This window comes from Streptosporangium sp. NPDC001559, assembly GCF_042893955.1.
Classification (GTDB): Bacteria; Actinomycetota; Actinomycetes; order Streptosporangiales; family Streptosporangiaceae; genus Streptosporangium.
On the sequence record NZ_JBIAVG010000003.1, the window covers coordinates 341,040 to 366,112 of the forward strand.

Genomic DNA, 25,073 nt, shown 5'->3' on the forward strand with positions numbered 1-25,073 from the left:
GGTGTGTGGGGCCGGAGGGCGGGCCTCCGGCCGTGGGACACATCACTGCTCAGGAGCGGGAGCGCGCCTCTGCCAGCCGCTCGTCCAGGTAGCGCGCGGAGGAGTTGAGTCTCAGGAGCGCGCCACGGGCGATGCCGCGCCGCATGGCCGGCGACTCCGCCGCCGGAATGATCACGTTGTGGAACCACCCTGCGGCGTGCAGGGAGTCGACCGTGATGTGCAGCCGGTGGTAGACGATGCCGACGTCCGGCAGCCCCAGCCGCTCCCAGGCGTGGACCACCTGGACGAAGCGGTCAGGGGCGAACCACTCGGTCATCCCGAGGAAGCCGACGGCCTCCGGATACAGGCGCCGGTAGCGGCAGAGCATCACCGCGAGGTTGCCGGACAACAGGGCCTCCGCCGTCAGCGCGCCCTCCAGCTCGTCCGCGCCGATGTCGAACACCTGGAAGATCTGGTTGAACAGATGGGTGTGGACCTGGTCGGCCTCACCGTTGCCCATCTCGTCCCAGTAGTTGCGGGCGATCTCAAGCTTGGCGTCGTCCGCGGTTCCGACCTGCATCATGGCCAGCAGATCGTCGAAGCGGCCGTCGACCACCGACTCCTGGATGACGTAGGTACGCAGGTCCTCGCGTCCGGCCCGGTCGCGGATGAACTCGGCGTAGTACGGATGCTTGTAGGCGGGGTGCCTGCGGGCGAGGTTCTTGAGCCAGGACAGGTAGTCCTTCGGGTCGGCGGGCGCCTCGTCCAGCAGGACGGTGTCGACCCCGTGGTCCTCGCGGGCCAAAGTGGCCTCCTCCAGCAGCCGGACCACTTCGTGGAGTATCACGGAACCTTCGGCGGTGACCGCCTGGGGGAGTCGCAGCACCAGGCCGTAGAGCCTGGAGAGAAGCAACTGTTGTTGATGGAAAGCCGCTGAGTCGCCACCGCCCGCCAATTCGTTCATCGTGCGCACGGCCTCGATCACGATCCTGCGCTGGTCGGCGTTGACGGTGAGATCGAGTTCGGTGGCGGGAATGTGCAGCCAGGAGCTGATGATTTCGACGAGCGCACGGGGGTTGAGAGCGTCCGCGCATCGGGGAAGGGCTAACTCCACAGAAACGGACATAGCGACAATCTCCTTCTGTGAACGGCCACTCGGCCATCTCCCGGGCAGGGTTGCGCCGTTGGCGAAGCTACTTTTGGAGGTCGAGTATGTCTACGATTCCGGCTAAAAATCTCAGAATTCGAGACTCAATCTCGACGGGTTTAATCCATAGGGAGATTCCAGATATTCCGAAGGGGGTTTAGTCCGTAAAGAGATTGGGTCTTCTTCGGCCTGTGCCGTTTTGGGATTTGGCTCCGGAAGCGGCTTGTGATCGACTAGAGTCCGGTCCGTTGCGAGACGTGTCGTCTCACATTTCAAGATAATGCACGGAAACTCGGAGGGCCGTATGGGACGGACAATCGCCGAGAAGGTCTGGGACGAGCACGTCATCCGACGTGTCGAGGGCGAGCCCGACCTCCTCTACATCGATCTGCACATGCTTCACGAGGTCACCAGCCCGCAGGCGTTCGAAGCCCTCCGGCTGGCCGGTCGCTCGGTACGGCGCACCGACCTGACCATCGCGACGGAGGACCACAATGTCCCGACCGACGTGATCGACCGCATCAGCGACCCGGTTTCCCGCAACCAGATCGAGACGCTGCGCCGCAACTGCGACGAGTTCGGTGTGCGGCGGCACTCGCTGGGCGACGCCGAGCAGGGCATCGTCTTCGTCATGGGCCCGCAGCTGGGCTTGATCCAGCCCGGCATGACGGTGGTCTGCGGAGACTCGCACACCTCGACCCTGGGCGCCTTCGGTGCCCTGGCGTTCGGCATCGGCACCTCGCAGGTCGAACACGTGCTGGCCACCCAGACCCTGCCGATGGCGCCGTTCCGGACGATGGCCGTCACCGTCGAGGGGGAGCTGCCGGAGGGGGTCACCGCCAAGGACCTGATCCTGGCCGTGATCGCCGAAATCGGCACCGGCGGAGGCCAGGGCCATGTGATCGAGTACCGCGGTGAGGCGATCCGCGGGTTGTCGATGGAGGGCCGGCTGACCATCTGCAACATGTCCATCGAGGCGGGCGCCAGGGCCGGGATGATCGCCCCGGACGAGACCACCTTCGCCTACCTGAAGGGCCGTCCGCACGCGCCGCAGGGCGAGGACTGGGACGCGGCGGTGGCCTACTGGAAGACGCTGTACACCGACGAGGACGCGGTCTTCGACAAGGAGGTGGTGATCGACGCCGCCGCGTTGACGCCCTTCGTCACCTGGGGGACCAACCCCGGACAGGGCGCTCCTCTGGGCTCACTGATCCCGGCCCCGGAGTCCTTCGCCGACCCGGTCGAGCGCTCCGCCGCCGAACGGGCGCTGTCCTACATGGGGCTTGAGGCCGGCACGCCGCTGCGCGAGGTCCAGGTCGACACGGTGTTCCTCGGCTCGTGCACCAACGGCCGGATCGAGGACCTGCGCGCCGCCGCCGACGTGCTGCGGGGCCGCCGGGTCGCCGAGGGCGTCCGGATGCTGGTGGTCCCCGGCTCCGCCAAGGTCCGGCTGCAGGCGGAGACAGAGGGCCTGCACCAGGTCTTCACCGAGGCCGGCGCCGACTGGCGGTTCGCCGGCTGCTCGATGTGCCTGGGGATGAACCCGGACCAGCTGGCGCCCGGCGAGCGCAGCGCGTCCACCTCGAACCGCAACTTCGAGGGCCGGCAGGGCAAGGGCGGCCGCACCCATCTGGTCTCGCCCGTCGTCGCCGCCGCGACCGCGGTCACCGGTCGCCTCTCCTCCCCCGCCGACCTGCTGGAGGCCTGACACCATGGAGAAGTTCACCGTCCACACCGGCCGGGCCGTCCCGCTGCGCCGCAGCAACGTCGACACCGACCAGATCATCCCCGCCCACTTCCTCAAGCGGGTGACCCGCGACGGCTTCGAGGACGCGCTCTTCGCGGCCTGGCGCGCCGACCCGGAGTTCGTGCTGAACCGGCCCGAGCGGCAGGGCGCGACCGTGCTGATCGCCGGGCCCGAGTTCGGTACCGGCTCGTCGCGCGAGCACGCGGTCTGGGCCCTGCAGAACTACGGCTTCAAGGCCGTGATCTCCTCCCGGTTCGCCGACATCTTCCGCGGCAACTCGCTGAAGAACGGCCTGCTCACCGTGGTGCTGCCGCAGGAGGTCGTGGACCGGCTGCAGTCCCTGACCGAGGCCGACCCGGCGGCCGAGATCACCGTGGACCTGGAGTCCGGTGAGGTACGCGCCGACGGTGTGACCGCCCCGTTCGAGATGGACGAGAACGCCCGCTGGCGGTTGCTCAACGGCTTGGACGACATCACTCTGACACTGGGCCACGAGGACGAGATCGCCGCATTCGAGGCGAATCGCCCGTCCTACAAGCCGCGGACCCTGCCCCGTCCCGCGGCCTGACCGAGGCTCGCCGTCCCAGACGCGCTGCACCTGATTCATCGATCACGGCGCCGGTCCGAGGCCGTCCCCGGCCGGCGCCGACGGCTTCCCGACCCGGAGGTAGCGTTATGCCGATCGTCACCATTCAGGTTATCAACGAGAACCTCACCGCCGAGAAGAAGAAGCAACTCATCGACGGCGTCACCGACTTGGTGCACGACGTGCTGCGCAAGGATCCGGAGCGGATCTACGTCATTGTTCAGGAAGTGCCGCTGGACAACTGGGGCGCCGGAGGATTCACTGTTTCTGAGCGTCGTGCCCAGGGCTTCGACGGTTTGTGCACCTGCCCGAAGCACGAGTGCCCACCGCATTCCGTTCCAGAATAAGAGAAAATCGATCCCGGCCTCTGGTTCGTCACCGACGCGTACGGCATAATCGTCGCGTCGGCTGATTCGACTCCCATGGCGAGTCTGGAGGATTTACCCGTCGGCCCGTTTTCGACAGCCCCGCCGATAGTTTCCGGATTTCCTTTTCCGGCCCTGGTCGAACGTTATCGCCCATGGTCGGGGCAGCTTTCCGGCGGGCGCTGAACGTCCTCGTATCCTGTCGTCCAATTTCCTGTGCCGCTGCCCGTGGGGCCGCGGAGAGGAAACATGAAAGGACTGTTATGGCCACGAACGACTTCGCTATCCGGGGCATTCCCCGTCGGCACTCCTTCGAGCTGCTTGAGGGTTACATCATGTGTTCGGTCCTCGCCTCGCTCGACGACCTGGGCGTGCTGGACATCCTTGAGGAGAAGGGGCTGCGCGTCGAGGACGTGGGCGGCAACCTCCAACTGGCCCGGGACACCGTCTTCTACCTGGTCGACCGCGGAGTCCTGGCACCCGACGGCGACGTCTACCGGCTCACCGGGTACGGCCGGGAACTGCTGCGCGACCGTGGCTACATCTTCTGGATCGCGGGCGGCTTCGGCGAGCCGTTCTGGCGCTTCGGCGAGCTGGTCTCCGGTAAGAGCAAGTACGGCAAGGACATCTCGCGCGACGGCCGGATCGTCGCGGTCTCCTCGGCCGACCTCGGTCTGGAGGACCTCAAGCCGTATGTGCACTCCCTGCTGTCCGAGATCGAGTTCACCCGGGTCGCCGACTTCGGCTGCGGGAACGCCCGCAACCTCATCGGGATCTGCGGGCTGAAGGACGCCGACGGTCTGGGCGTGGACATCAGCGCCGACGCGATCGCGGAGGCCCGCCGCGAAGTGGCCAAGGACGGCCTGACGGAGCGCATCACGGTGGTCGAGGCGGACGCCTCCAACGCCGCCGCGATCCCCGGCCTGGAGTCCGTGGACCTCGTGGTCGGTTTCTTCTTCATGCACGAGGTGCTGGAGCAGGGTCTCGACTACTTCATCTCGTACCTGCGTGGCCTGGCCGAGCGGCTCCCGGCCGGGGCGCACGTGCTCGCGGCCGAGGTGCTTCCCCCGCAGCGGGACCGCGCCTGCCCGGAGACCTTCACCCCGGAGTTCACCCTCATCCACGCGCTGATGGGTCAGGGCCTGCTCAGTGAGGAGGGCTGGAGCGACGCCTTCCGCCAGGGCGGGTTCGAGATCCGCAAGACGGTCCGTCCCAACATCCCCGGTGGCCTGCTGCTGCTGGCCCAGAAGACCGACTGACCTGGACGGACCTGAGCGGGGTGCGCCGTCGCCGTCCGGTGGCGCGCCCCCTCACCTCGTCCGTCGTCGCCCATCACCGACAATGAGCTCTGGGAGCGGCCGAATGTTCCTGGTACTGCTGTCCTATCTGGTCCCGGAGGAGCGAATTCTCCCGCTGCGCGATGAGCACTACGTCTTCATCGACCAGCACTTCAGGAGTGGGACGTTCCTTCTGGGCGGCCGCAAGGTGCCGGCCACCGGAGGGTTCATCCTCGCCCAGGGGGTGTCCCGGGAGGAGCTCGACCACATCCTGGGGGAGGACCCCTATCTGCGGGCGGGTCTGGTGGCGCACGAGGTCACCGAGCTGCTGCCGACCCGGGCCCGGCCCGACCTGGCGGCGGTGATCGGCGTTCCCTGACAGATCACCGGGCACGGCGGAGCACGGCCCGGGCCTGCTCCGCGACTTCTCCCCACCCGCCTCGGAGGCTTCCGTGAACGATCTCACCCGGGCCATGCGCGCCGTCCTGGAGCCCTACCATCTGGTGGCCGTCCTCGCCCCGCAGGCCGGCGAAGCCTTCCGGCGGCTCGGGCTGACCGGCCGCTGGACGCCGTACTTCGCGCTGCGCACCGCTCCGCTGGGGGAGGTCTCCCCGGCCGTTGTCCACGCGCTGTTCCACCACTTCAGCCCGCGCATGGTGGAGCGCGAAGTCCGCGCGGTCCGGGCGGAGACGAACCCCGAAGCGGTGCTCGCGGCGCGACTGACCGCCGCCGACGCCGGCCTCCGCGCCATCCTCGGAGAGCGGTCCGTCGCCGCACCCGAGCTGGCCGAAGCGGCCGGGCTCGCCGGGTTCGCCGCGAACGCCTGCCGGGACGTCCCAGGCCGCCCGCTGGGCAGCGCCAACGCCGCGCTGCCTCTGCCGTCGCGACCTCACCTGGCGCTCTGGCAGGCCGCGACCACTCTGCGTGAACACCGGGGTGACGGCCACTTCGCCGCGCTGTTGCACTCCGGCGTCGAAGGGCCCGAGGCCCTGGTGCTGGTCGTCGCCGCCGGCGCGGACCGGCGCGAGCGGCTGCAGGGGATCCGGGAGTGGACGGACGACGAGTGGGAGGCGGCCGAGCGGCGCCTGATCACCCGCGGGCTGCTGGAACCCGACACACGCGGACTCACCACCGCGGGTCAGGCCCTCCGCCGGGCGGTCGAGGAACGGACCGACGAACTCGCGGAACGCCCCTGGGCCGCCCTCGGCGCGGACGCCACCCGTCGGCTCCACGACCTGCTCGCCCCCGTCGCCGACCGGATCATCGCGCACCTCGGCCTGCCGGCCCGGCCGGGGGCCGCGCACACGCCGGAGGCGCCGGTGGACGGTTCACCGCGCAACCGTGAGGGGGCCGGCCGATCGTGACGGCCTTCCCGTCAGGGCACGACGGAGAAGCGGTCACGGGACGTCACTGCCGGTAGGTGGACAGGAAGCCCCCCAGACGGCCGATGGCCTCTTCGAGATCGTCGGCGTGCTGGAGGGTGACCAGGCGGAAGTGGTCGGGGCGGGCCCAGTTGAAGCCGGTGCCCTGCACGATGAGGAGCTTCTCCCGTTCGAGCAGGTCGAGGGCGAAACGGACGTCGTCGGTGATCGGGTGGACCTCGGGGTCGAGCCTGGGGAAGACGTACAGCGCGCCCAGGGGCTTGACGCAGCTCACCCCGGGGATGTCGTTGAGCAGCTTCCAGGCGCGGTCGCGCTGCTCGCACAGGCGTCCGCCGGGCCGTACGAGGTCGTCGATGCTCTGGTGGCCGCCGAGGGCGGCCTGGATGGCGTGCTGGCCGGGCACGTTGGGGCACAGGCGCATGTTGGCCAGGATGTCGAGGCCCTCGATGTAGGAGGACGCCCGCTCCCTGGGGCCGGAGAGCACCATCCAGCCCGAGCGGTAGCCGCACACCCGGTACGTCTTCGACAGGCCGGAGAAGGTCAGGCAGAACAGGTCGGGGGCCAGCGCCGCGATCGAGGTGTGGACGGCGCCGTCGTAGAGGATCCGGTCGTAGATCTCGTCGGCGAGGACGACGAGACCGTGCCTGCGGGCCAGGTCGGCGAGGCCTTCGAGCAGCCGGGGCGGGTACACGGCGCCCGTCGGGTTGTTCGGGTTGATGATCACCAGGGCCTTGGTCCTGTCGGTGATCTTCGAGGCGATGTCGTCGAGGTCCGGCAGCCAGTCGGCCCCCTCGTCGCAGACGTAGTGGACGGGGGTTCCGCCGCTGAGCGAGACCGCGGCCGTCCACAGGGGGTAGTCGGGGGAGGGGACCAGCACCTCGTCGCCGTTGTTGAGCAGCGCCTGCATCGCCATCACGATCAGCTCGGAGACGCCGTTGCCGAGGTAGACGTCCTCCACACCGAGGTCGGGGAAGCCGTGCCCCTCGTAGTGCTGTACGACGGCCCTGCGGGCGCTGAGGATGCCCTTGGAGTCACCGTAGCCGTGGGAGACGGGCAGGTTGCGGATGATGTCCTGCAGGATCTCCTCGGGAGCCTCGAAGCCGAACGGAGCAGGGTTGCCGATGTGCAGCTTGAGAATGTGGTGACCCTGGGACTCCAGCTCTGCCGCGCGCTTCGGTACGGGACCGCGAATGTCGTAGCAGACGTTGGCCAGCTTGTCGGACTGCCGTACGTACATCATCACACTTTAACGGCGGATTCATCCGATACCGCCCACCGATCCCGCCTGTGGAGCCGTTCAGCGGGCGCCCCCACGCCCGCTGAACGACCTCGCTACAGCATCGGTACAGCTTGATACGGCCCCGGTACGGTTACGCCGCCCGGCAGGTTCCCCTCGGACGGGCCCGGGTGGCCAGGTCCACGTGGGCCGCGGTGCCGTCGATCCAGATCACCCTGCCGCCCTCGCCCGAGGCGAACTGGGCCTGCTCACCCCGGTTGCAGGTGACCCGTACGGCCTTGCCGCCCTTGGCCGGGATCTGGGTGATCTTGGGCAGGGTGTCGTTGCTGATCACCGTCAGGTCGGGGTAGACGCTGTAGGTGATGGCCGTGTCCGTGGCGTCCATGTCCAGCAGCTTGGGCGCCGTGGCGTCGTCCGGGGTGAGCGCCACCGGGGAACCGCCGTCGGCGTTGGCCCGCATGATGCCCTGAAGGCCGTCCTGCTGGGCGTCCTGGAGCCAGAACAGGGAGGTGCCGGTCAGCACCGGGCCGCTCACGAGCCCGATCACGTTCGGCGGGCTCGGCGGGGTCGGCAGGTCGGTCTCCTGGCCCGTGGCGAGGTCACGGGTGGTGATGACCATACGGCGGGGGCCGCCCTCCCACAGGTACAGCTTGATGTAGGCGATCCGGCCGTTGCTGATCGTCGGCACCCTGCTGAAGATCCCGGGCTGCGGCGTCATGTTGACCGGGGCCGCGTCGCCCTTCTTGACCCACAGGTCGTAGCCGCCCGTGGTCGAGTCCCAGACCGAGTAGGCGATCGTGTCACCGTCGACCGCCATGTTGGGCACGTCGCCGTCGCCCTCGTGGATCAGCCGCTGCGGCTGGGAGCGGTCGAGCGGCCTGCTCCACAGCTGCATCTTCCAGCCGTCCTCCCGCTGGACGTAGGTCGTCCACACCGCGCTCCTGCCGTCCGTCACGGCGTCGTAGCTCGACATCTCGTTCGGCTCCGAGAGCTGGACGGCCTTGCCGCCGCGCACCCGGCCGGTGTAGACGGCCGCGGGGGCGGTCTGGTCGGCGGAGGAGTTGGTGACCACGTAACGGTCGCCGGCCGCGTCCGGCTGGGCGTAGGGGTCGGTGACGCCGCGCAGCAGGACGTCGTGGTCGGTGGCGATGCGGCGCTCCCAGCCGTTCCTGATGCCGTGGGCGTCGAAGGCCCGCGCGATCGTCAGCAGGTCCCGCGCACCGAGCCGGGACCGTACGGCGGCCGCCAGCACCGCGCGCCTGCCGTCGCTGAAGTCGTCGAGCGGGGTCATGTACTCGGACAGGGCCTTGAGCACGACCTTGTCGGCCCTGGCGCCGAGCTTCTCGCGGATGTCCCACAGCGCGCCGCTGAAGATCGTCGAGTTGAGGTGGACGCCCGCGCTGTCGATGCGGCCGGTGGAGCCCACATAGTCGTCGGCGGCCACGCGCCCGTCGTTGAGGTCGCGCAGGGCGCACTGACGCGGCGTCCCGGTACGGCAGAGCGTCTCGCCGAGCAGCCCCGCCTCGGGGTCGGCCGGGTCGATCCCCTCGGCGTCGCCCTGGATGGCGTTGCCGAAGTAGTCGGCGATGCCCTCGTTCATCGCGCCGGACTGACCGAAGTAGACCAGGTTGGCGGTGTGCTCGACCACGCCGTGGGTCATCTCGTGGCCGACCACGTCCAGGGCCGAGGCCAGCGAGTAGTACTGGTCACCGCCCCCGCCGTAGACCATCTTGGTGCCGTCCCAGAAGGCGTTGATGTACGGCCTGCCGGAGGAGGTGACGTTGACGACGGAGAGCATCGAGCCGCCCTTGCCGTCGAGCCCGTCACGTCCGAGCCGCCGGTAGTACTCGTAGACCTGGTTCGCGCCCCAGTGCGCGTCCACCGCGCCGATCTCCGTGGTGGTGCCCGTGAAGGTGGGGGTGTCGGAGGCGACGATCGGGGTGTCCGCGGGCAGCGAGCCCTGGAACCGCGAGACGTCGCGCTTCTGCGCGTCGTAGGTGACGACCTCGCCGACGGTGCCGTTCCACCGGGTGCGGTCGCGCAGCTCATACTTGCCGTCGGCCCGCTGGTAGGCGTTGATCGGCACCGTGGCGCCGCGCACCGTCGTGCCCGTGGTGGCGACGTGCCCCTCGGCGGAGCTCTCGACGGCGGTGCGGATCCGGTCGGAGGCGAACAGCGGGGCGCCGTTCCCCGCGTTGACGTAGACGTCGGTGAGCAGCGGCAACTGCCTGCGCGCGTCGGTTCCGGTGACGGTCACCCGCCAGGCCAGCAGGCCCTCGCCGGTCGGGACGACGACGAGGCCGCCGGAGACCGCGGTGAGGGCCTCCTTCTCGCCGCCGGTCCGTGCCGCGGTCCGGGAGCGCGCGACGTCGAGAGCGAGCCTTTCCGGGAATTTCGGCGTGGTCGAAACACTCAATTCGGTGAGGAAACGGCCGCCCGCTCCGGTGACCCGGTGGGCGTTGCCCTCCTTCGTCATCTGCACGAGGTAGTTGGCGCCGAAAACGCGGATGCCCTGGTAGCGCTGCTCGAACCGGACGGTCTCGTCCTGGCCGTCGCGGACCACGTCGAGGGGGACCAGGTCGGTGTTCACGTTCGTGATCCCGTACCGGCCCTGGCGGAGGTGGTGCCGGGCGACGGCGACGGGGTCGCCGCTGACCGGGGCCTCGTTCAGGCCGCTGACCAGGGCGGGGGTTTCGGTGCCGGTACGGGGCTCTACCTGGGCGGGTGGGTCGGCCGCGTGGGCGGGGGTGTTTGTCACAAGGGCCGCGGTGAGGGAGAGGATCACGGCGACGGGCGTCGCCGTGGCGACACTTCTGGGGGGTCGTGGCACGAGTTCTCCTGACGTCTCGAAGATCGCCGAGACTGCTCAAAAGGCGATAATCATGATCTAGCAGGAGATTGGCGAAAAATCATGACTATTAGTCATGTCTGTTGTCTGATAGATTTAAAGCGACCAATGGGGAATTGGTGCTTTCTAGATGGCTTTCCTGGCGCCGGGGAAAACGGCCGGTGGGATGGGTGAGGTGTCCCGGCGATCCCTCTTTGGACGCGGGGAGGAAGTTTACGGGCTGGGAGGTGTGTTCGAGCGGCTTCGCGCGTAGGCTCACTGGGCGTGGATCTCGACTTCGTCTGTGTGCACGCGGGACGGCCCGCCCTTGAGCTGACCCGGCGTGACGTGGCCCGCGCGCTGCTCGCCGTACCCTCGGGAGTCGCCCTGGTGGCGGTTCCCGACCTGCGCAGGGCGCTGGCGGCGCTGGGCAACCCGCTGTCCCCCCACTTCTGGGACTCGGCCAAGACGACGCTTGGCGCGATCGAGTCCGGCAACGCGACGGTCGGTGACGTGCAGCGGTGGCTGGAGTCGACCGGCACGGAACCCCTCCTGCTCACCCGCAGCTTCTTCGTCTGGCCCGAGGAGGACGAACGAGGCCCGGTCGCCAGGGAGATGTTCCAGCGGATGGTGTCCTTCCTCGAGGAGCGGGTCGCCTCGGGGGAGATCGACCCGGACGCGCTCGCGCTACGGGACGAACGGGCCAGGGAGGCCTACGAGGACCTGCAGGAGCGCTGGCTCAACGGCCCGCTGCCCGACGGCCGGGTGCCGGGGATCGCGGTGAGCGACGAGCAGGACGAGGAGTTGTTCGCGGCCTGGGACGAGGAGGAGGCGTTCGCGCTCGGCGAGCTGCGGCGCATCCTGGCCGAGCTGCCGCCCCCGGAGCGCCCCGCCGCGGACCTGCGTGCCGCCTGCGTACGGCTGCGCGAGGTGCTGGCCGACCCCGGCTACCCGGGAAACGTGCTGCGGGCCTGTGCGGGCTACGAGGGAGAGCCGCTTCCCGCCGACGACGAGGAGCTGTGGCTGAGCGTCACCGCCGGCATCGCGGGACCGGTCTCCGACCTGCCGGAGGACGACGACGTCCCCGAGGAGTTCGCCGACCTGGACGGTGAGCTGAGCCACGAGGACGCGGTGCTGGCCGCGCTGTGCGCCATCCACCACGCCGACTGGCTGGCCGTGGTCGCGACACTGGCCAGGCGGGGGCCCGGCGTGCTGGCCTCACCGGAGCGGATCGCCAGGTTCATCGCCGAGTCCGAGGACATCGACGTCCAGATGGACGACCCGGAGGACCTGGAGGCGGCGGAGACCCTCTTCAGCTCGGTCACGCCGCTGTGGGCCTGCCTGGGCATCGTCGACAAGAGCGAGGTGCTCACCCCGCTGGGGCGCTGGGGCCTGCCGAAGGCCCTTGAGCGCGCCTGGTCATGAGATCGGCGTGGCGCCGTCCCTGTCCCGCTGCCGCAGCTCGGCCTCGGACGGCACCTCGATCTTGGAGATCTGCCGGCGCATCGACTTGACGAGCAGGTAGAGGGCGAGCCCGAGCGCGGCGACCATCAGGAAGCCCAGCAGGCCGGGGCTGACCAGGGAATTGAGAGAGTTCGGATCTGTAGGCACCCTTCAAGTCTGCCATCCCGACCCCGTGGTCCCGCCTCCGGCGGGGCCGAAGGGGCCGGTGATTTCCCTAGTGGCAGGCGGGGGAGACCTCGGCGGCGTGGATGCCGGCGAACAGGTCGTCCTCGGGGAGCGTGGTGTCGATCAGGGAGCGGGCCAGGTGGTAGTCCTCCGTCGGCCAGATCTCCGCCTGGAGCTCGCGCGGGCAGACGAACCAGAAGCCGTCCGGGTCGACCTGCGTCGCGTGCGCCAGGAGCGCCAGGTCGCGGACCTCGAAGTAGTCGCCGCAGGGCACCCGGGTGGTCACCGGCCACTTCTCCGGCCGGTCCTCCCACCGGGAGATCCAGTCGGCGTACGGCGAGCCCATGCCACGGGCGTTCATCGCCTCGTGGAGCGCCTCGAAGCGCGCCTTGGTGAAGCCCATCTGGTAGTAGAGCTTGAGCGGCTGCCAGGGCTCGCCCGCCTCCGGGTAGCGGTCGGGGTCACCCGCCGCCTCGAAGGCCTCGACCGAGACGCGGTTGGTCATGATGTGGTCGGGGTGCGGGTAGCCGCCGTCGTCGTCGTAGGTGAGGATGACGTGCGGCCTGAACGAGCGCACCGCGGCGACCAGCGGCGCGGCGGCGATCTCAAGCGGCTGCAGGGCGAAGCAACCCTCGGGCAGCGGCTCGCTCTCGTCCTCGGGAAGGCCCGAGTCGACGAACCCCATGAAGCGCTGCTCGACGCCGAGGATCTCCCGCGCGCGTTCCATCTCCAGGCGCCTGACCTCCCCGATGTTCTCCAGGATGTCGGGACGGTCCATCTTGGGATTGAGGATCGAGCCGCGTTCCCCTCCGGTGAGGGTACAGACGAGCACATCCACGCCCTCGGCGACATAGCGTGCCATGGTCGCGGCACCCTTGCTCGACTCGTCGTCGGGATGAGCGTGAACTGCCATCAGCCTCAGCGGTGCACTCACGGGCTCGGTGTCTCCTCTTCGTTGGGCGCGCTGGGGTCCGCGCGGGCCGCACGGACGCGCTCATCGCCGTGACGTGCTCGGCCCCCGCCTGCCGCACCGCTCCCCGGGTTGGGCTGGGTCACTCTAAAGAGAGGTTAGTTTCTCTTGGGCGGTCGCGAGGGCAAGGCCCCCGCGAGAGACAATTGTCTTGGATAACACCGAGGTAGCGCAGGGAGATTCCGCATGGCCACCAGCGAGGCCGGGACGGGCCGCCAGACCGGCCCCGTGCTCGGCACCCCGGACGACTTCCCCGACCGTCCGGAGCGCAGGGGGCGCTTCGTCGTGCACGTCGTGATCGCGATCCTCTGCGCGGTGTGCGCCGGGGGCTGGGGATACGTGATGTGGGCGTCCAAGGGCAACACCGAGGTCATCGACCAGGTCATCGCGTTCGACACCAGCCGCGGCGATTCTCTGCAGATCACCTTCGAAGTGGTCAAGCCCTCCGGCCGCGCCGCCGTGTGCAGGATCAGGGCCATGGATGTGGATCATGTCGAAGTGGGCAGCCGTGAGGTCAATATTCCCGCTGGTGAGGGGTATGTCCGCCTTACCGAGAGGCTAGAGACCAGTAGCCGGGCCACTTCCGGCGACGTTCACTACTGCTATCTCGTATAGTGAGACATTTGGGGAAGCGCTCGGCCGGTTAACTTGTTAGCCTGTCGAAATTCGAACGAGCGCTACCCCTTAGTACCAAGCCCCACAGAGGAAGCAAGGAGAACCCGTGGCCGACTCCCGAAACGAGAGCGTCACCTGGCTAACTCAGGAGGCGTACGACCGCCTGAAGGCGGAGTTTGAGTACCTCTCGGGGCCCGGGCGTGTCGACATCGCGAAGAAGATCGAGGCCGCCAGGGAAGAGGGCGACCTGAAGGAGAACGGCGGCTACCACGCCGCCAAGGACGAGCAGGGCAAGATGGAGGCCCGCATCTTCCACCTCCGTCAGATCATCGACAACGCCAAGGTCGGTGAGGCCCCCCGTGCCGAGGGCGTGGTCGGGCCCGGCATGACCGTCACCGTACGGTTCGAGGGAGAGGACGAGGAGGTCGCCTTCCTGCTCGCCTCCCGCGAGGAGAGCGGTGCCCCGATCGACGTCTACTCGCCCAAGTCGCCGCTGGGGGCGGCGATCAACGGCAAGAAGATCGGCGAGAAGGCCACCTACACCATGCCGAACGGCAGGTCCAACACGGTTGAGATCATCGAGGCCGTGCCGTACATCGGCAACTGATCTCCACCGGACAAGCTGATCCGCCGGGACCGGGTCCCGGCGGATAGCCATGTCCATGCCCATGTCCAGGGCCCTTCGGGCCGGCCGAAACCCCACCGTCACCGCACAGCGTGTCGTGTTTGGAGCGTTTTGGTGAGTTCCTGCGCATTGCGGCGCGGCGTACGGCACTCTACGTAGGGGTGGATCAGGACGGGTGGAAGGGAAGATGTCGTGCCCGACAGGCGGACGCGTGTCTCCCGGTTGATCGACGAGACCAGACAGGACCTCGCCTACAGTCCGCGCCCCCGCATCCGCACACCGCGCCTGGCCGTTCCCATCATGGCGACGGTCGCGGTGGTCATGCTGACCGCGGCCGTGGTGATCGTCCTGAGACTGCCCGACGACCCCTCGACGACGGCCCTGCGCAGGCCCGTCGCCAGACAGACGCTTCAGGGAGCGCTCCAGGAGGTCCCGCAGAACACGGCGACCCCCACCCCGGTCCAGACCCCGCCGCCCCCGGTCGCCCCGCTGGCCACGATCCGTAAGCCTCACCTGTTCGTCGTGACGAACAAACCGCTCAGCTCGGCGGCCGTGGCGAAGGTGACCCGGCTCTCCGGGGTGCGGGCGGTGGAACGCGCCGACGCCGCCGAGGTCGTCCTGGACGGGAAACGGGTGCAGACGCTGGGGGTCAACCCCTCGACGTTCCGCGCCTTCACCCCCAAGCCGACCGCGCGCTCCGACCGGCTCTGGCGCAACGTCTCCGCGGGAGAACTGGTCGTCTCCTTCGTCCTGGGCAACGACGGCGGCATGACCCTGGGCAAGACCGTCTCCACCTCCAGGACGAGCCTGCGCGTCGGCGCCTACGCGACCATGGGCATGGGCGCCATCGACGCCGTCGTCTCCCAGCAGACCGCGCGTTCCCTCGGTTTCCCCCAGGACAACGCGCTGGTGGTGAGCGCGCCGGGCGCCGACTCGGCCGAACTGCGCAACAGGCTGCTGCGCGTCCTGCCCAAGGGCAGCCAGGTCGCCACGATCAACCCGGTGTTCACCGCGCCCAGGCGCACCGCCTGGCCCGTGGGCGCCTTCCCGACGGCCCCCCAGATGAGGACCGTCCTCACCGCCGCGATCAGCAAACTCGGCCGCCCCTACGTGTGGGGAGCGGAGGGCCCCGACACCTTCGACTGCTCAGGCCTGGTCCAGTGGGCCTACCGCCAGGCGGGCATCCAGGTCCCCCGGGTGACGCACCAGCAGTTCGTCTCCGGGCCGCGGATCGAACTCTCCCAGGCCCAGCCGGGTGACCTGCTGTTCTGGCGGAACGACCCGACCAACCCCGGCTACGTCTCCCACGTGGCGATCTACTGGGGCGACGGCAAGATGCTGCACGCGCCGAGGACCGGTGACGTGGTGAAGCTCGTCCCGATCTACACCAGAAACTTCGCCGGCGCCGTCCGCATCAGCCCCCAGATAGCCGCCCAAGTCAGGTAGTTGTTGCTCTGTCTCTTTGCGACGCCTGGCGGCGTCGCGGGCTGTGTCCCCTTGCTCCGCCTGCGGCGTCGCGGGCTTGGGCGCTTTCGGGTCGGCGCTTTCCCTCGTCACTGCGTCGCTTCGCTCCTGCGTTCCTCAGTCCAAGCACCGACGCGCCCAAGCCATGTCTCTTTGCGACGCCTGGCGGCGTCGCGGGGGCTCGGGCGCCCTGAGTCGGTGTCTTCCCTCGTCGTTCGTCCGCTTCGCTCCCTCACTCCTCAGTCCAGACACCGACGCGCCCAAGCCGGGTCTCTTTGCGACGCCTGCGGCGTCGCGGGGCTTGGACGCTTCGGGTCGGTGCTTTCCCTCGTCTCTTCGTCGCTGCGCTCCTGCGTTCCTCAGTCCAAGCACCGACGCGCCCAAGCCGCTTGGCATCGGAGGAGTTCTAGGCCTTTAGACCCGATTCGAGGAGGGACAGGGCTTCGTCGACCGTGTCGGCGAGGCGGGTGACGCCGCCGGACTCGGCCCAGCCGAACAGGGCGGGCAGGATCGCGCCGACCACCGCGCCCGCGGCCGTACGGCTCAGCGGATCGCCGCTGTGGCGGCCCAGGCGCCCGGCGAGGGCCTCAGCGAGGGTGTCGATGGTGCAGATCATGCTGTCCACGGCCCTGGCCCGCAGCGCGACGTGGCGTAACTGGAGCCTGGTCATGGCGAGGATCTGCGCCTCCTCCTCGGGGGCGAGCCGGGTGAAGGCGGTGTGCACCGCCGCGCGCAGCGCCGGGACCGGCGCCAGCTCAGGGGGCTGGGCGGCCAGTTCCGTCATCACCAGGGGGGTGTGGTCGTCCTGGACGACGACATCCTCCTTCGTGGGGAAGTATCGGAAGAAGGTGCTCGCCGAGATCTCCGCGGCCTCCGCGATCTGTTCGACGGTCGTCTCGTCGTAGCCCTGCTCGGCGAACAGGCGCAGCGCCTGCTCCTGGATGGTTCGCCGGGTTCTGGCCTTCTTGCGTTCGCGTAGTCCCTCGGGGCGCTGAGGTGAGCTCATGGGCCGATTGTCGCGTCTAGGTGACAGGTGTGAACACTGCAACGAGTGCCACAGGAGGCCCACCTGTCCCTGTCCGGGGCCGGCGATGGTCCCCTTGGATGAAGCGATGTAATCTCGATTACATGGATAGTGACGAAGCGGTCGAGAAGCTGCGTGGCTGGTTCTCCGGACGGTTGCCCGAGGAATGGTTCGAGGGGCGTCCCGAGATCGTGTTCGACCGTGAGGAGATCACGGTCGTCGGCAGGCTCGCCGCGCCCACGCCCGCCGAGGGCGTCTCCGAGGTCGAGCGGGCCGCCGCCGTCGAGGGCGGCGTCCAGCGCTTCCGCGAGGAGACCAGGGAACGGCGCGTCGAGATCGCCAGGGAGGCCGAGCACCGCTTCCGCAGGAAGGTCTCGTGGGGCGTCGTGGTGGGTGACGAGACGGTGATGTTCACCACACTCTCGGTCCCGGTCATGACACGTCTGCGCCAGCCCGAGCGGCGCGTCCTGGACACTCTTGTGGCGGCTGGGGTCGCACGCAGCCGCAGTGACGCGCTCGCCTGGTGTGTGCGTCTGGTGGGTGCCCACACCGACACCTGGCTGGCCGATCTGCGCGACGCGCTTCAGCACGTCGACCGGGTGCGTGCCTCCGGCCCGGACATCGGTTCCTGAGGCGGGCCAGGGGAAACGGGCCGAAATTGGTCTGAACCTGTGCGGTGATTGGTTTAGACCTCTGTTAATGGCCTATACCACTGCCGGAACACGCTCCTTTAACGTCGCTTCTTTTGGGTAGGTCACCCGGAACATCATGACTCCTGCCTGCCCTTATGCCGGTCGCCGGGGCCGGTTCGGAGTCGTTGCGGCGACGGACAGCCGTTATTCACTGGTCTATGCCAATTGGATTAACGGCGGTTTGGTCGTCAATGATGACCTGGCCCTGAGGAGCGTAAGGAGCCGTAGCAGTGTCCGTTATCGAGGACGTAACCGCCCCCAGTCCTACCACCCACGAAGAGTTGGCCGCGTGGGTCAACGAGATCGCCGAGCTGACCCAGCCCGACCGGATCGAATGGTGCGACGGCTCGGAGGTCGAATGGACCCGGCTGACGAACCTGCTGGTCGAGCAGGGGACGCTCACCCGCCTGTCCAAGCGTCAGAACAGCTTCTACGCCGCCTCCGACCCCACGGACGTCGCCCGCGTCGAGGACCGGACCTACATCTGCTCCGAGCGCGAACAGGACGCGGGCCCGACCAACAACTGGATCGCCCCCGACGAGATGCGCCGGACCTTCGCCGGGCTCTTCAAGGGCTGCATGCGCGGGCGCACGATGTACGTCGTGCCGTTCTGCATGGGGCCGCTCGGCGGTGAGATCTCCCAGCTCGGCGTCGAGATCACCGACTCGCCGTACGTGGTGGTCTCCATGCGGATCATGACGCGGATGGGGGAGCGGGCGCTGCGGCTCATCGAGGAGCGCGGTGGTTACGTCAAGGCCGTCCACTCGGTCGGCGCGCCGCTCGCGCCCGGCCAGGCCGACGTGCCGTGGCCGTGCAACTCCACCAAGTACATCAGCCACTTCCCCGAGACCCGCGAGATCTGGTCGTACGGCTCCGGCTACGGCGGCAACGCCCTGCTTGGCAAGAAGTGCTACGCCCTGCGCATCGCCAGCACGATGGCGCGCGACGAGGGCTGGCTCGCCGAGCACATGCTCATCCTCAAGCTCACGCCCCCCTCAGGGCAGACCCGTTACATCGCGGCGGCCTTCCCCAGCGCCTGCGGCAAGACCAACCTGGCCATGCTCCAGCCGACCATCCCGGGCTGGAAGGTCGAGACGGTCGGCGACGACATCGCCTGGATGCGCTTCGGCGACGACGGCCGCCTGTACGCCATCAACCCCGAGGCCGGGTTCTTCGGCGTCGCCCCCGGCACCGGCGAGTCGACCAACGCCAACGCGATCAGGACGCTCTGGGGCAACAGCATCTTCACCAACGTCGCCCTGACCGACGACGGCGACGTGTGGTGGGAGGGGCTCACCGACGAGCCTCCGGCGCACCTGACCGACTGGCGGGGCCGCGACTGGACGCCGGAGAGCGACGAGCCCGCCGCCCACCCCAACGCCCGTTTCACCGTGCCCGCCGGGCAGTGCCCGACCATCGCCCCCGAGTGGCAGGACCCCAGGGGCGTGCCGATCTCGGCCATCCTCTTCGGCGGGCGCAGGGCCAGCGCCGTACCGCTGGTGACCGAGTCGCTGAGCTGGAACCACGGCGTGTTCGTCGGCGCCAACATCGCCTCGGAGAAGACCGCCGCCGCCGAGGGCAAGGTCGGTGAGCTGCGCCGCGACCCGTTCGCGATGCTGCCCTTCTGCGGCTACAACATGGGCGACTACTTCGCCCACTGGATCGGCCTGGGCAGGCGCGAGGGCGTCAGCCTCCCGCGGGTCTACTACGTGAACTGGTTCCGCAAGAGCGAGGACGGCCGGTTCATCTGGCCCGGCTTCGGGGAGAACAGCCGCGTCCTGAAGTGGATCGTGGACCGCCTCAACGGTGAGGCGGAGGCCGTGCGGACGCCCATCGGCCTGCTGCCCGCCGAGCTGGACACCGAGGGCCTCGACATCCCCGCCGAGGACCTGCGCACCCTGCTCACCGTGGACGAGGAGGTCTGGCGCCAGGAGGCGGCCCTGGTCCCGGCCTTCTTCGAGACCTTCGGCGACCACCTGCCCAGGGAGCTGTGGGACGAGTACCGGGCGCTGGTCGAGCGTCTGGGCTGATCCACGCGTCCCCCTCGCCGGGGATATCCGACACGCCGGTTCCGGTACGAACCCCTCGCGGGCACGTATCGGGACCGGCGTGTCGTGTCGTACGGGTGCCGTACGGGGGTAGGGGAAGACCGAGGCGACAAAGATGACGACAAAAAGGCGGTACGGCGCAACCTCGGGGACGTTCCCCACGTCTACCTGACAGAACAGTCACACGCGCACGCCTTGCCTTTCCCCCCGGAGGCGGACATGGAATTCACACTGCTCGTCATCGGCGTCACTCTCGTGGCGGCTGTATGGACCACCGCGGTGGGGCTGCGGAGCGAGCATCGCAGGGTACTCGCGGGCACCCCGAGGGGTACGGGCGCGCCCCTGGGCCCCTACGAGCTGGCCTATCTGGCCGGTGGGCCGCTCAGGGCGGTCAACACCGCGCTCGGCGTGCTGGCCAGGGCGGGTTCGATCCGGGTCGCCAGGGGCGGCCGGATCAGCCTCGTGATGGGCGCCCTGCTCCCCGCGGAACCGGTCGAGAAGGCCGTTCTCGACGCTCTCAGGGAGCGGGGCGGCTCCTGCCCGGCGGCGGAGCTGCGCCGTACGGTGGGGACCGGGATCGCCGTGGACGGCCTGCGTTACCGCCTGCTGGGGATGGGGCTGCTGGTGCCCGAGGGCGCCTTCGCCGAGGCGCGCAGACTCCACGGCAGGCTGCTGGTCCTCACCGTGATCGCGGCGATCTTCGAGTTCGGTTCGCTGATGTCCGTCCTGTCGTGGGGGCACCTGGGCGTGCTGTCCACGCTGGCAGGGGCGGTGGCCTCGGTGAGCGGCCTCGTCGTCTACTCGCGGATGCGGCGAGCCCTGCGGGGGGCGCTCAGCCGGGCCGGGCACGAGACGCTCGCCGCCGCCCGAGGGGTCCACGTGCGCGGTGCCCGTCCCGCGACCTCCGACCTGGCCTTCGCGGTCGCCTTCCCCGTGGCCCTGTACGGCCTGGGCGAGCTGGGCGACCCGCTGCTGACCGAGGAGCTGAACAGGAACGCCCACACCGCCGGCGGCGGGTCGAGCTGCGCCGCGGGCGCCTGCGGCGGAGGTTTGTCCTCCTCCGAGGGCTCCTCCTTCGGCGGCGGCGGTGACTTCGGCTCGGGAGACTGGGGCGGCGGCGGGGACTCGGGCGGTGGTGGAGACTCGGGCGGGTCGAGCTGCGGCGGCGGCTCGGGCTGCGGTTCCGGCTGCGGAGGAGGATGCGGCGGTGGCTGAGCAGGGGGAGGCCGGACGGCTGGGGGTCGGCCTGGGCTGGCGGCCCGAGATCGACCTGACCGTCGAGCGCATGCCCGGCGTCGACTTCGTCGAGGTGATCGCGGAGAACCTCCGGCCCGGCGCGCTCCCCGAGTCGCTGCGGGTGCTGCTGGCCCGAGGCGTTCCGGTGATCCCGCACGGCGTCGGCCTCGGGATCGGCGGCGCGGAGCCGCCGGACCCGGACAGACTGGCCCACCTGGACGCCTGCGCGCGGGCCCTGGGCTCGCCCCTGGTCAGCGAGCACCTGGCCTTCGTGCGGGCGGGCGGCATGGAGGCGGGCCACCTGCTGCCCGTGCCGCGAACCAGGGCCGCCCTGTCGGTCGTGGTGGAGAACGTACGGCGGGCCCAGGACGCGCTGGCCGTACCGCTGGCGCTGGAGAACGTGGCGGCGCTGTTCGGCTGGCCCGAGGACGAGATGACCGAGGCGCAGTTCCTCGGAGAGCTGGTCGAGGCGACCGGGGTCGGACTGCTGGTCGACGTCGCCAACCTCTACACCAACCAGGTCAACCTGGGGCTCGGGGCGGTCTCCGCGCTGGACGGGCTGCCGCTTTCCGCGCTGGCGTACGTCCATGTCGCGGGCGGCCACTCCCACCACGGGCTCTGGCACGACACGCACACCTCCCGGGTGCCGCAGGAGGTGCTGGACATCCTCACCGAGCTGTGCGCCAGGACCGAGCCGCCGGGTGTGCTGCTCGAATGGGACGGCGACTACCCCAGTGACGCCGTGTTCGAGGAGGAGCTCGGCCGTATTCGCGGTGCGATGGCCCGTGTCTGAGCCTTCCCGTGAGCGGGCGCGGCAGGAGCTGGGCAGGGCGCAGGCGGAGCTGGTCGCGGCCCTGGTCGCGGGGGGCGAGGTCCCCGAGGGGTTCGACACGGCGCGGCTGCGGGTCCAGGAGGGCGCGCTGATCTCCAAACGGCGCGGTACGGTCGCCGGGATCAGGCCCGACCTGGTCGTCCTGCTCGGCGACGGTTTCGCGGCCCACTTCGACGGCTACGCGCGCGGGCGCCCCAAGCCGGAGGGCGGCTCCCGGGCCGACGCGCGTGACTTCGCGGCCTGGCTCGGCGAGCGGGGGCTGCTCCCTGAGCCCCCCGGCGCCGCCGCGCGGGCCGGCCGTTCCGGTGGGCTGGGACGGCTGCTGGGCCGGGTCCTGGGGAGAGGGAGCGGTTGAGCCGGGGCGCGGGTGACCCATGGTGGCCCGCTCGACCCCGGAGACGTTTTGGCAGCCTGTGCCAGGGATACCCTCTCTGGGGTGGGGGGATTGCGTTGCCTTGATGGGTCGTACCTGACCGTTACGCCGGTGGCGTGCCGCGACAGCATCGGCTCGCCGTACGAGGTCACGCTCGAACTTCACCGGGACGGCGCGCTGTACGGAACGGTTGGCGAGAGGTGCGGGTGGTTCCTCGTCGGGCTCGCCACGGGCGTCGCGGAGGCCCGCGCGGGTCAGCAGGACCAGTGGCCGGATCCGGACGACCGTTTCCCCGAGGACGACGAGCTGTTCACCTTCAGGTACCGGACGAGGAAGGGGATCGTCAGCGGGGGTGAGCTGCGCTGCCAGTTGCGCACCATCCCGATCTGGATTCCCGGGGGCCGGGACCGCCCGGGAGAGTGGCGCCTGGCCAGGAGGGCTTTTCTCGAGGCCTGGGGCCACGGAGGCGTCGGGATGCGCGCGGTGCTCACCTCAGCGGAACTCGGGGCTTTCGTGGACGGACTCGTCGCCGAGGCCGAGGAATGTCTGGGAGCACAGAAGTCCGGCAACTCCCCCAGAACCCCGATAGAGGGGGCGCGGAGGTCTCTGGGGCGGCGATAATTGCCTGGCGGCGCCCTTCGACGGCGGGCGTTGAGGGGAGGGCTTCAATGGGCGTGCGTGATCTCGTCTACCGGCTCTACGAGAGGCGGCTGGAAGGGAAGCTGTCCCGTCAGAGCGAGATGGTCCCCCGGCATGTCGGCGTGATCGTCGACGGGAACAGGCGCTGGGCGCGTTCGATGGGCCTGGATGACATCAGCCGAGGTCACCGCAAGGGCGCGGACAAGATCTCCGAGCTGCTCGGCTGGTGCCGGGAGGCCGGGGTCGAGGTGGTCACCGTGTGGCTGCTGTCCAGCGACAACCTCAACCGGTCCAAGGACGAGCTGGACCTCCTGGTGAAGATCATCGAGGACGTGGTCCAGGAACTCGTCGATGACGGCTGGCATGTCAAGCCCATGGGAGCGCTTGACCTGCTGCCCGATCACACGGCCCGTGTCCTGAAAAACGCTAAAGAGGCAACATCACACCGTCCGGGTTTGATTGTGAACGTTGCCGTTGGGTATGGGGGAAGGCGTGAGATCGCTGATGCGGTGCGCTCCCTTCTCCAGGAGCACGCCAGCAAGGGCGCGAGCATCGAGGACATCGTGGAGGTCCTCGATGTCGAGCACATCGCGGAGCATCTCTACACGCGCGGCCAGCCCGACCCTGACCTGGTCATCAGGACCTCGGGGGAGCAACGGCTGTCCGGCTTCCTGCTGTGGCAGAGCGCCCACTCGGAGTTCTACTTCTGCGAGGCCTACTGGCCTGACTTCCGCAGAATCGACTTCCTGCGGGCCCTGCGCTCGTACGCCGCGCGGCACCGACGGTACGGCTCCTGAAACAGGACGTGAACTCCGTCTTTCAGCAGGACTTGCCCTGTTGGAAGACGGGCATTCAGGACGTACCGTAACAAGTAGACGGGCGCAGCTCGTCTACTCCGGAGAGGGCCCACCTTTGCGTCACGACCTGCCAAGGAGGGCCGGTCACCGGTGCCTCCTCGTCATGCCGCGAGTGTGGGTCCGGGTCCGGTCCGCATCCCAGCTCATGGCAGGGCGCCCCCCATGGCGCCCGGGGGAGAACGCGTGGCAAACCCTTCGTCGTCCTCACCGACGTCGCCGGTCACCAACCGGCGTACGTACGTCCTGGACACCTCGGTCCTCCTGGCGGATCCAGCGGCGATAAGCCGTTTCGCGGAGCACGAGGTGGTCCTCCCGATCGTCGTCATCACCGAGTTGGAGGGCAAGCGCCATCATCCAGAACTCGGATACTTCGCGCGCAAGGCGCTGAGGTCCCTCGACGACCTGAGGGTGACACACGGACGGCTGGACGAGCCGATGCCCATCGGAGAGGGCACCATCCGGGTGGAGCTCAACCACAGCGACCCATCCATCCTTCCCGTCGGCTTCCGGCTCGGCGACAACGACACCCGCATCCTGACCGTGGCGCGCACGCTCGCCGCGGAGGGGCACGACGTGGTCCTGGTCTCCAAGGACCTGCCGATGCGGATCAAGGCCGCCTCGATCGGCCTCGCAGCTGAGGAGTACCGGGCGGAACTGGTCGCCGTCGAGTCGGGCTGGACGGGCATGGCCGAGCTCCAGGTGACCACGGAGGACGTCGAGACGCTCTTCGAGCACGGTACGGCCGACCTGGCGGAGGCGCGTGACCTGCCCACCCACACCGGCCTGCGGCTGCTGTCCAGCCGTGGTTCCGCCCTCGGCCGGGTGCAGCCGGACAAGTCGGTCCGCCTGGTGCGCGGCGACCGGGAGGTCTTCGGTCTGCACGGCCGTTCCGCCGAGCAGCGCATCGCGCTCGACCTGCTGATGGACCCCGAGGTCGGCATCGTCTCGCTGGGTGGCAGGGCGGGAACCGGCAAGTCGGCCCTGGCCCTGTGCGCGGGCCTCGAAGCCGTACTCGAACGGCGTCAGCACCGCAAGGTCATCGTCTTCCGCCCCCTGTACGCCGTCGGCGGCCAGGAGCTGGGCTACCTGCCCGGTTCGGAGAACGAGAAGATGGGCCCGTGGGCCCAGGCCGTCTACGACACCCTGGGCGCGGTGACGAGCCCCGAGGTGATCGAGGAGGTCATCGACAGGGGCATGCTGGAGGTCCTCCCGCTGACCCACATCCGCGGGCGTTCGCTCCACGACGCCTTCGTCATCGTGGACGAGGCGCAGTCGCTGGAGCGGGGCGTCCTGCTCACCGTGCTGAGCAGGATCGGCGCCAATTCCAGGGTCGTGCTCACCCACGACGTCGCCCAGCGCGACAACCTGCGGGTCGGCAGGCACGACGGCGTGGTCGCGGTGGTCGAGAAGCTCAAGGGACACCCGCTGTTCGCCCACGTCACGCTGACCCGTTCCGAGCGCTCGCCGATCGCCGCGCTGGTCACCGAGATGCTGGAGGACGTCACGATGTGATCGGGCCGCA

General features: G+C 69.2%; 24 protein-coding genes. 18 read left to right on the top strand and 6 right to left on the bottom strand.

Annotated elements, in window-relative coordinates; all coding sequences use genetic code 11:
• Positions 1-49: 49 nt before the first annotated feature.
• A complete protein-coding gene (locus ACFYY8_RS08675; RefSeq protein ID WP_390038612.1) occupies positions 50-1,105 on the bottom strand; it encodes an iron-containing redox enzyme family protein in 1,056 nt (351 codons plus the stop codon).
• A 325-nt stretch (positions 1,106-1,430) separates the two neighbouring features.
• On the opposite strand from ACFYY8_RS08675, the gene leuC reads away from it, so the two are divergent.
• From leuC to ACFYY8_RS08705, 6 genes are all read left to right on the top strand, one after another.
• The gene (gene leuC / locus ACFYY8_RS08680) at positions 1,431-2,834 is read left to right on the top strand and encodes a 3-isopropylmalate dehydratase large subunit (RefSeq protein ID WP_390038614.1); all 1,404 of its coding nucleotides are present in this window, start codon (positions 1,431-1,433) and stop codon (positions 2,832-2,834) included.
• A gap of 4 nt (positions 2,835-2,838) precedes the next feature.
• On the top strand, positions 2,839-3,441 hold the full coding sequence (gene leuD, locus ACFYY8_RS08685; RefSeq protein ID WP_390038616.1) for a 3-isopropylmalate dehydratase small subunit: 603 nt from the start codon (positions 2,839-2,841) through the stop codon (positions 3,439-3,441).
• A gap of 107 nt (positions 3,442-3,548) precedes the next feature.
• The gene (locus ACFYY8_RS08690; RefSeq protein ID WP_390038618.1) at positions 3,549-3,806 is read left to right on the top strand and encodes a 4-oxalocrotonate tautomerase family protein; all 258 of its coding nucleotides are present in this window, start codon (positions 3,549-3,551) and stop codon (positions 3,804-3,806) included.
• A 281-nt stretch (positions 3,807-4,087) separates the two neighbouring features.
• Entirely contained in the window at positions 4,088-5,083 is a 996-nt protein-coding gene (locus ACFYY8_RS08695; protein WP_390038621.1) for an SAM-dependent methyltransferase, read from the top strand.
• Positions 5,084-5,186: 103 nt separating this feature from the next.
• A complete protein-coding gene (locus ACFYY8_RS08700; protein WP_390038623.1) occupies positions 5,187-5,480 on the top strand; it encodes a YciI family protein in 294 nt (97 codons plus the stop codon).
• A 73-nt stretch (positions 5,481-5,553) separates the two neighbouring features.
• The gene (locus ACFYY8_RS08705) at positions 5,554-6,465 is read left to right on the top strand and encodes a hypothetical protein (protein WP_390038625.1); all 912 of its coding nucleotides are present in this window, start codon (positions 5,554-5,556) and stop codon (positions 6,463-6,465) included.
• 43 nt (positions 6,466-6,508) lie between these two features.
• On the opposite strand, the gene ACFYY8_RS08710 is transcribed toward ACFYY8_RS08705, so the two are convergent.
• Together ACFYY8_RS08710 and ACFYY8_RS08715 are read right to left on the bottom strand one after the other, a co-directional pair.
• Positions 6,509-7,720, bottom strand: coding sequence for a pyridoxal phosphate-dependent aminotransferase (locus ACFYY8_RS08710; protein ID WP_390038627.1), 1,212 nt, complete (start codon positions 7,718-7,720; stop codon positions 6,509-6,511).
• Between the two features lie 133 nt (positions 7,721-7,853).
• Complete coding sequence (locus tag ACFYY8_RS08715; RefSeq protein WP_390038629.1) at positions 7,854-10,550, bottom strand: M4 family metallopeptidase; 2,697 nt, start codon at positions 10,548-10,550, stop codon at positions 7,854-7,856.
• Between the two features lie 282 nt (positions 10,551-10,832).
• Between ACFYY8_RS08715 and ACFYY8_RS08720 the strand changes: the two genes are divergently transcribed.
• Positions 10,833-11,972 (top strand): hypothetical protein, encoded by a 1,140-nt coding sequence (locus ACFYY8_RS08720; protein WP_352013814.1) that lies wholly within the window; start codon positions 10,833-10,835, stop codon positions 11,970-11,972.
• On the opposite strand, the gene ACFYY8_RS08725 is transcribed toward ACFYY8_RS08720, so the two are convergent.
• Together ACFYY8_RS08725 and mca are read right to left on the bottom strand one after the other, a co-directional pair.
• A complete protein-coding gene (locus tag ACFYY8_RS08725) occupies positions 11,967-12,158 on the bottom strand; it encodes a hypothetical protein (RefSeq protein WP_352013813.1) in 192 nt (63 codons plus the stop codon). The genes ACFYY8_RS08720 and ACFYY8_RS08725 overlap by 6 nt on opposite strands.
• 67 nt (positions 12,159-12,225) lie before the next feature.
• Entirely contained in the window at positions 12,226-13,110 is an 885-nt protein-coding gene (gene mca / locus ACFYY8_RS08730) for a mycothiol conjugate amidase Mca (RefSeq protein WP_390038632.1), read from the bottom strand.
• Between the two features lie 222 nt (positions 13,111-13,332).
• Between mca and ACFYY8_RS08735 the strand changes: the two genes are divergently transcribed.
• The 3 genes from ACFYY8_RS08735 to ACFYY8_RS08745 all read left to right on the top strand — a co-directional run bounded on the left by ACFYY8_RS08735 (position 13,333) and on the right by ACFYY8_RS08745 (position 15,832).
• Entirely contained in the window at positions 13,333-13,761 is a 429-nt protein-coding gene (locus tag ACFYY8_RS08735; protein ID WP_390038634.1) for a DUF4307 domain-containing protein, read from the top strand.
• Between the two features lie 106 nt (positions 13,762-13,867).
• Entirely contained in the window at positions 13,868-14,368 is a 501-nt protein-coding gene (greA, locus tag ACFYY8_RS08740; protein ID WP_352013810.1) for a transcription elongation factor GreA, read from the top strand.
• A gap of 210 nt (positions 14,369-14,578) precedes the next feature.
• Complete coding sequence (locus ACFYY8_RS08745; RefSeq protein ID WP_390038636.1) at positions 14,579-15,832, top strand: C40 family peptidase; 1,254 nt, start codon at positions 14,579-14,581, stop codon at positions 15,830-15,832.
• A 424-nt stretch (positions 15,833-16,256) separates the two neighbouring features.
• On the opposite strand, the gene ACFYY8_RS08750 is transcribed toward ACFYY8_RS08745, so the two are convergent.
• Positions 16,257-16,856, bottom strand: a complete 600-nt coding sequence (locus ACFYY8_RS08750) for a TetR family transcriptional regulator (protein ID WP_390038638.1) — start codon at positions 16,854-16,856, stop codon at positions 16,257-16,259.
• A 122-nt stretch (positions 16,857-16,978) separates the two neighbouring features.
• Between ACFYY8_RS08750 and ACFYY8_RS08755 the strand changes: the two genes are divergently transcribed.
• The 8 genes from ACFYY8_RS08755 (at position 16,979) to ACFYY8_RS08790 (ending at position 25,063) form a co-directional block, all read left to right on the top strand.
• Entirely contained in the window at positions 16,979-17,506 is a 528-nt protein-coding gene (locus ACFYY8_RS08755) for a hypothetical protein (protein WP_390038640.1), read from the top strand.
• 290 nt (positions 17,507-17,796) lie between these two features.
• A complete protein-coding gene (locus tag ACFYY8_RS08760) occupies positions 17,797-19,596 on the top strand; it encodes a phosphoenolpyruvate carboxykinase (GTP) (protein ID WP_390038642.1) in 1,800 nt (599 codons plus the stop codon).
• 237 nt (positions 19,597-19,833) lie between these two features.
• Positions 19,834-20,829: a TIGR04222 domain-containing membrane protein gene (locus tag ACFYY8_RS08765; RefSeq protein ID WP_390038644.1), complete on the top strand. Its 996-nt coding sequence runs from the start codon at positions 19,834-19,836 to the stop codon at positions 20,827-20,829.
• Positions 20,822-21,643 (top strand): DUF692 family multinuclear iron-containing protein, encoded by an 822-nt coding sequence (locus ACFYY8_RS08770; RefSeq protein WP_390038646.1) that lies wholly within the window; start codon positions 20,822-20,824, stop codon positions 21,641-21,643. The genes ACFYY8_RS08765 and ACFYY8_RS08770 overlap by 8 nt, the downstream gene beginning before the upstream one ends.
• A complete protein-coding gene (locus tag ACFYY8_RS08775) occupies positions 21,636-22,037 on the top strand; it encodes a hypothetical protein (RefSeq protein ID WP_390038648.1) in 402 nt (133 codons plus the stop codon). Before ACFYY8_RS08770 ends, ACFYY8_RS08775 begins: the two co-directional genes overlap by 8 nt.
• Before the next feature lie 129 nt (positions 22,038-22,166).
• Positions 22,167-22,676 (top strand): hypothetical protein, encoded by a 510-nt coding sequence (locus ACFYY8_RS08780; RefSeq protein WP_390038650.1) that lies wholly within the window; start codon positions 22,167-22,169, stop codon positions 22,674-22,676.
• A 47-nt stretch (positions 22,677-22,723) separates the two neighbouring features.
• On the top strand, positions 22,724-23,491 hold the full coding sequence (locus ACFYY8_RS08785) for an isoprenyl transferase (protein ID WP_390038652.1): 768 nt from the start codon (positions 22,724-22,726) through the stop codon (positions 23,489-23,491).
• A 222-nt stretch (positions 23,492-23,713) separates the two neighbouring features.
• Entirely contained in the window at positions 23,714-25,063 is a 1,350-nt protein-coding gene (locus tag ACFYY8_RS08790) for a PhoH family protein (RefSeq protein WP_352013800.1), read from the top strand.
• Positions 25,064-25,073: the final 10 nt, after the last annotated feature.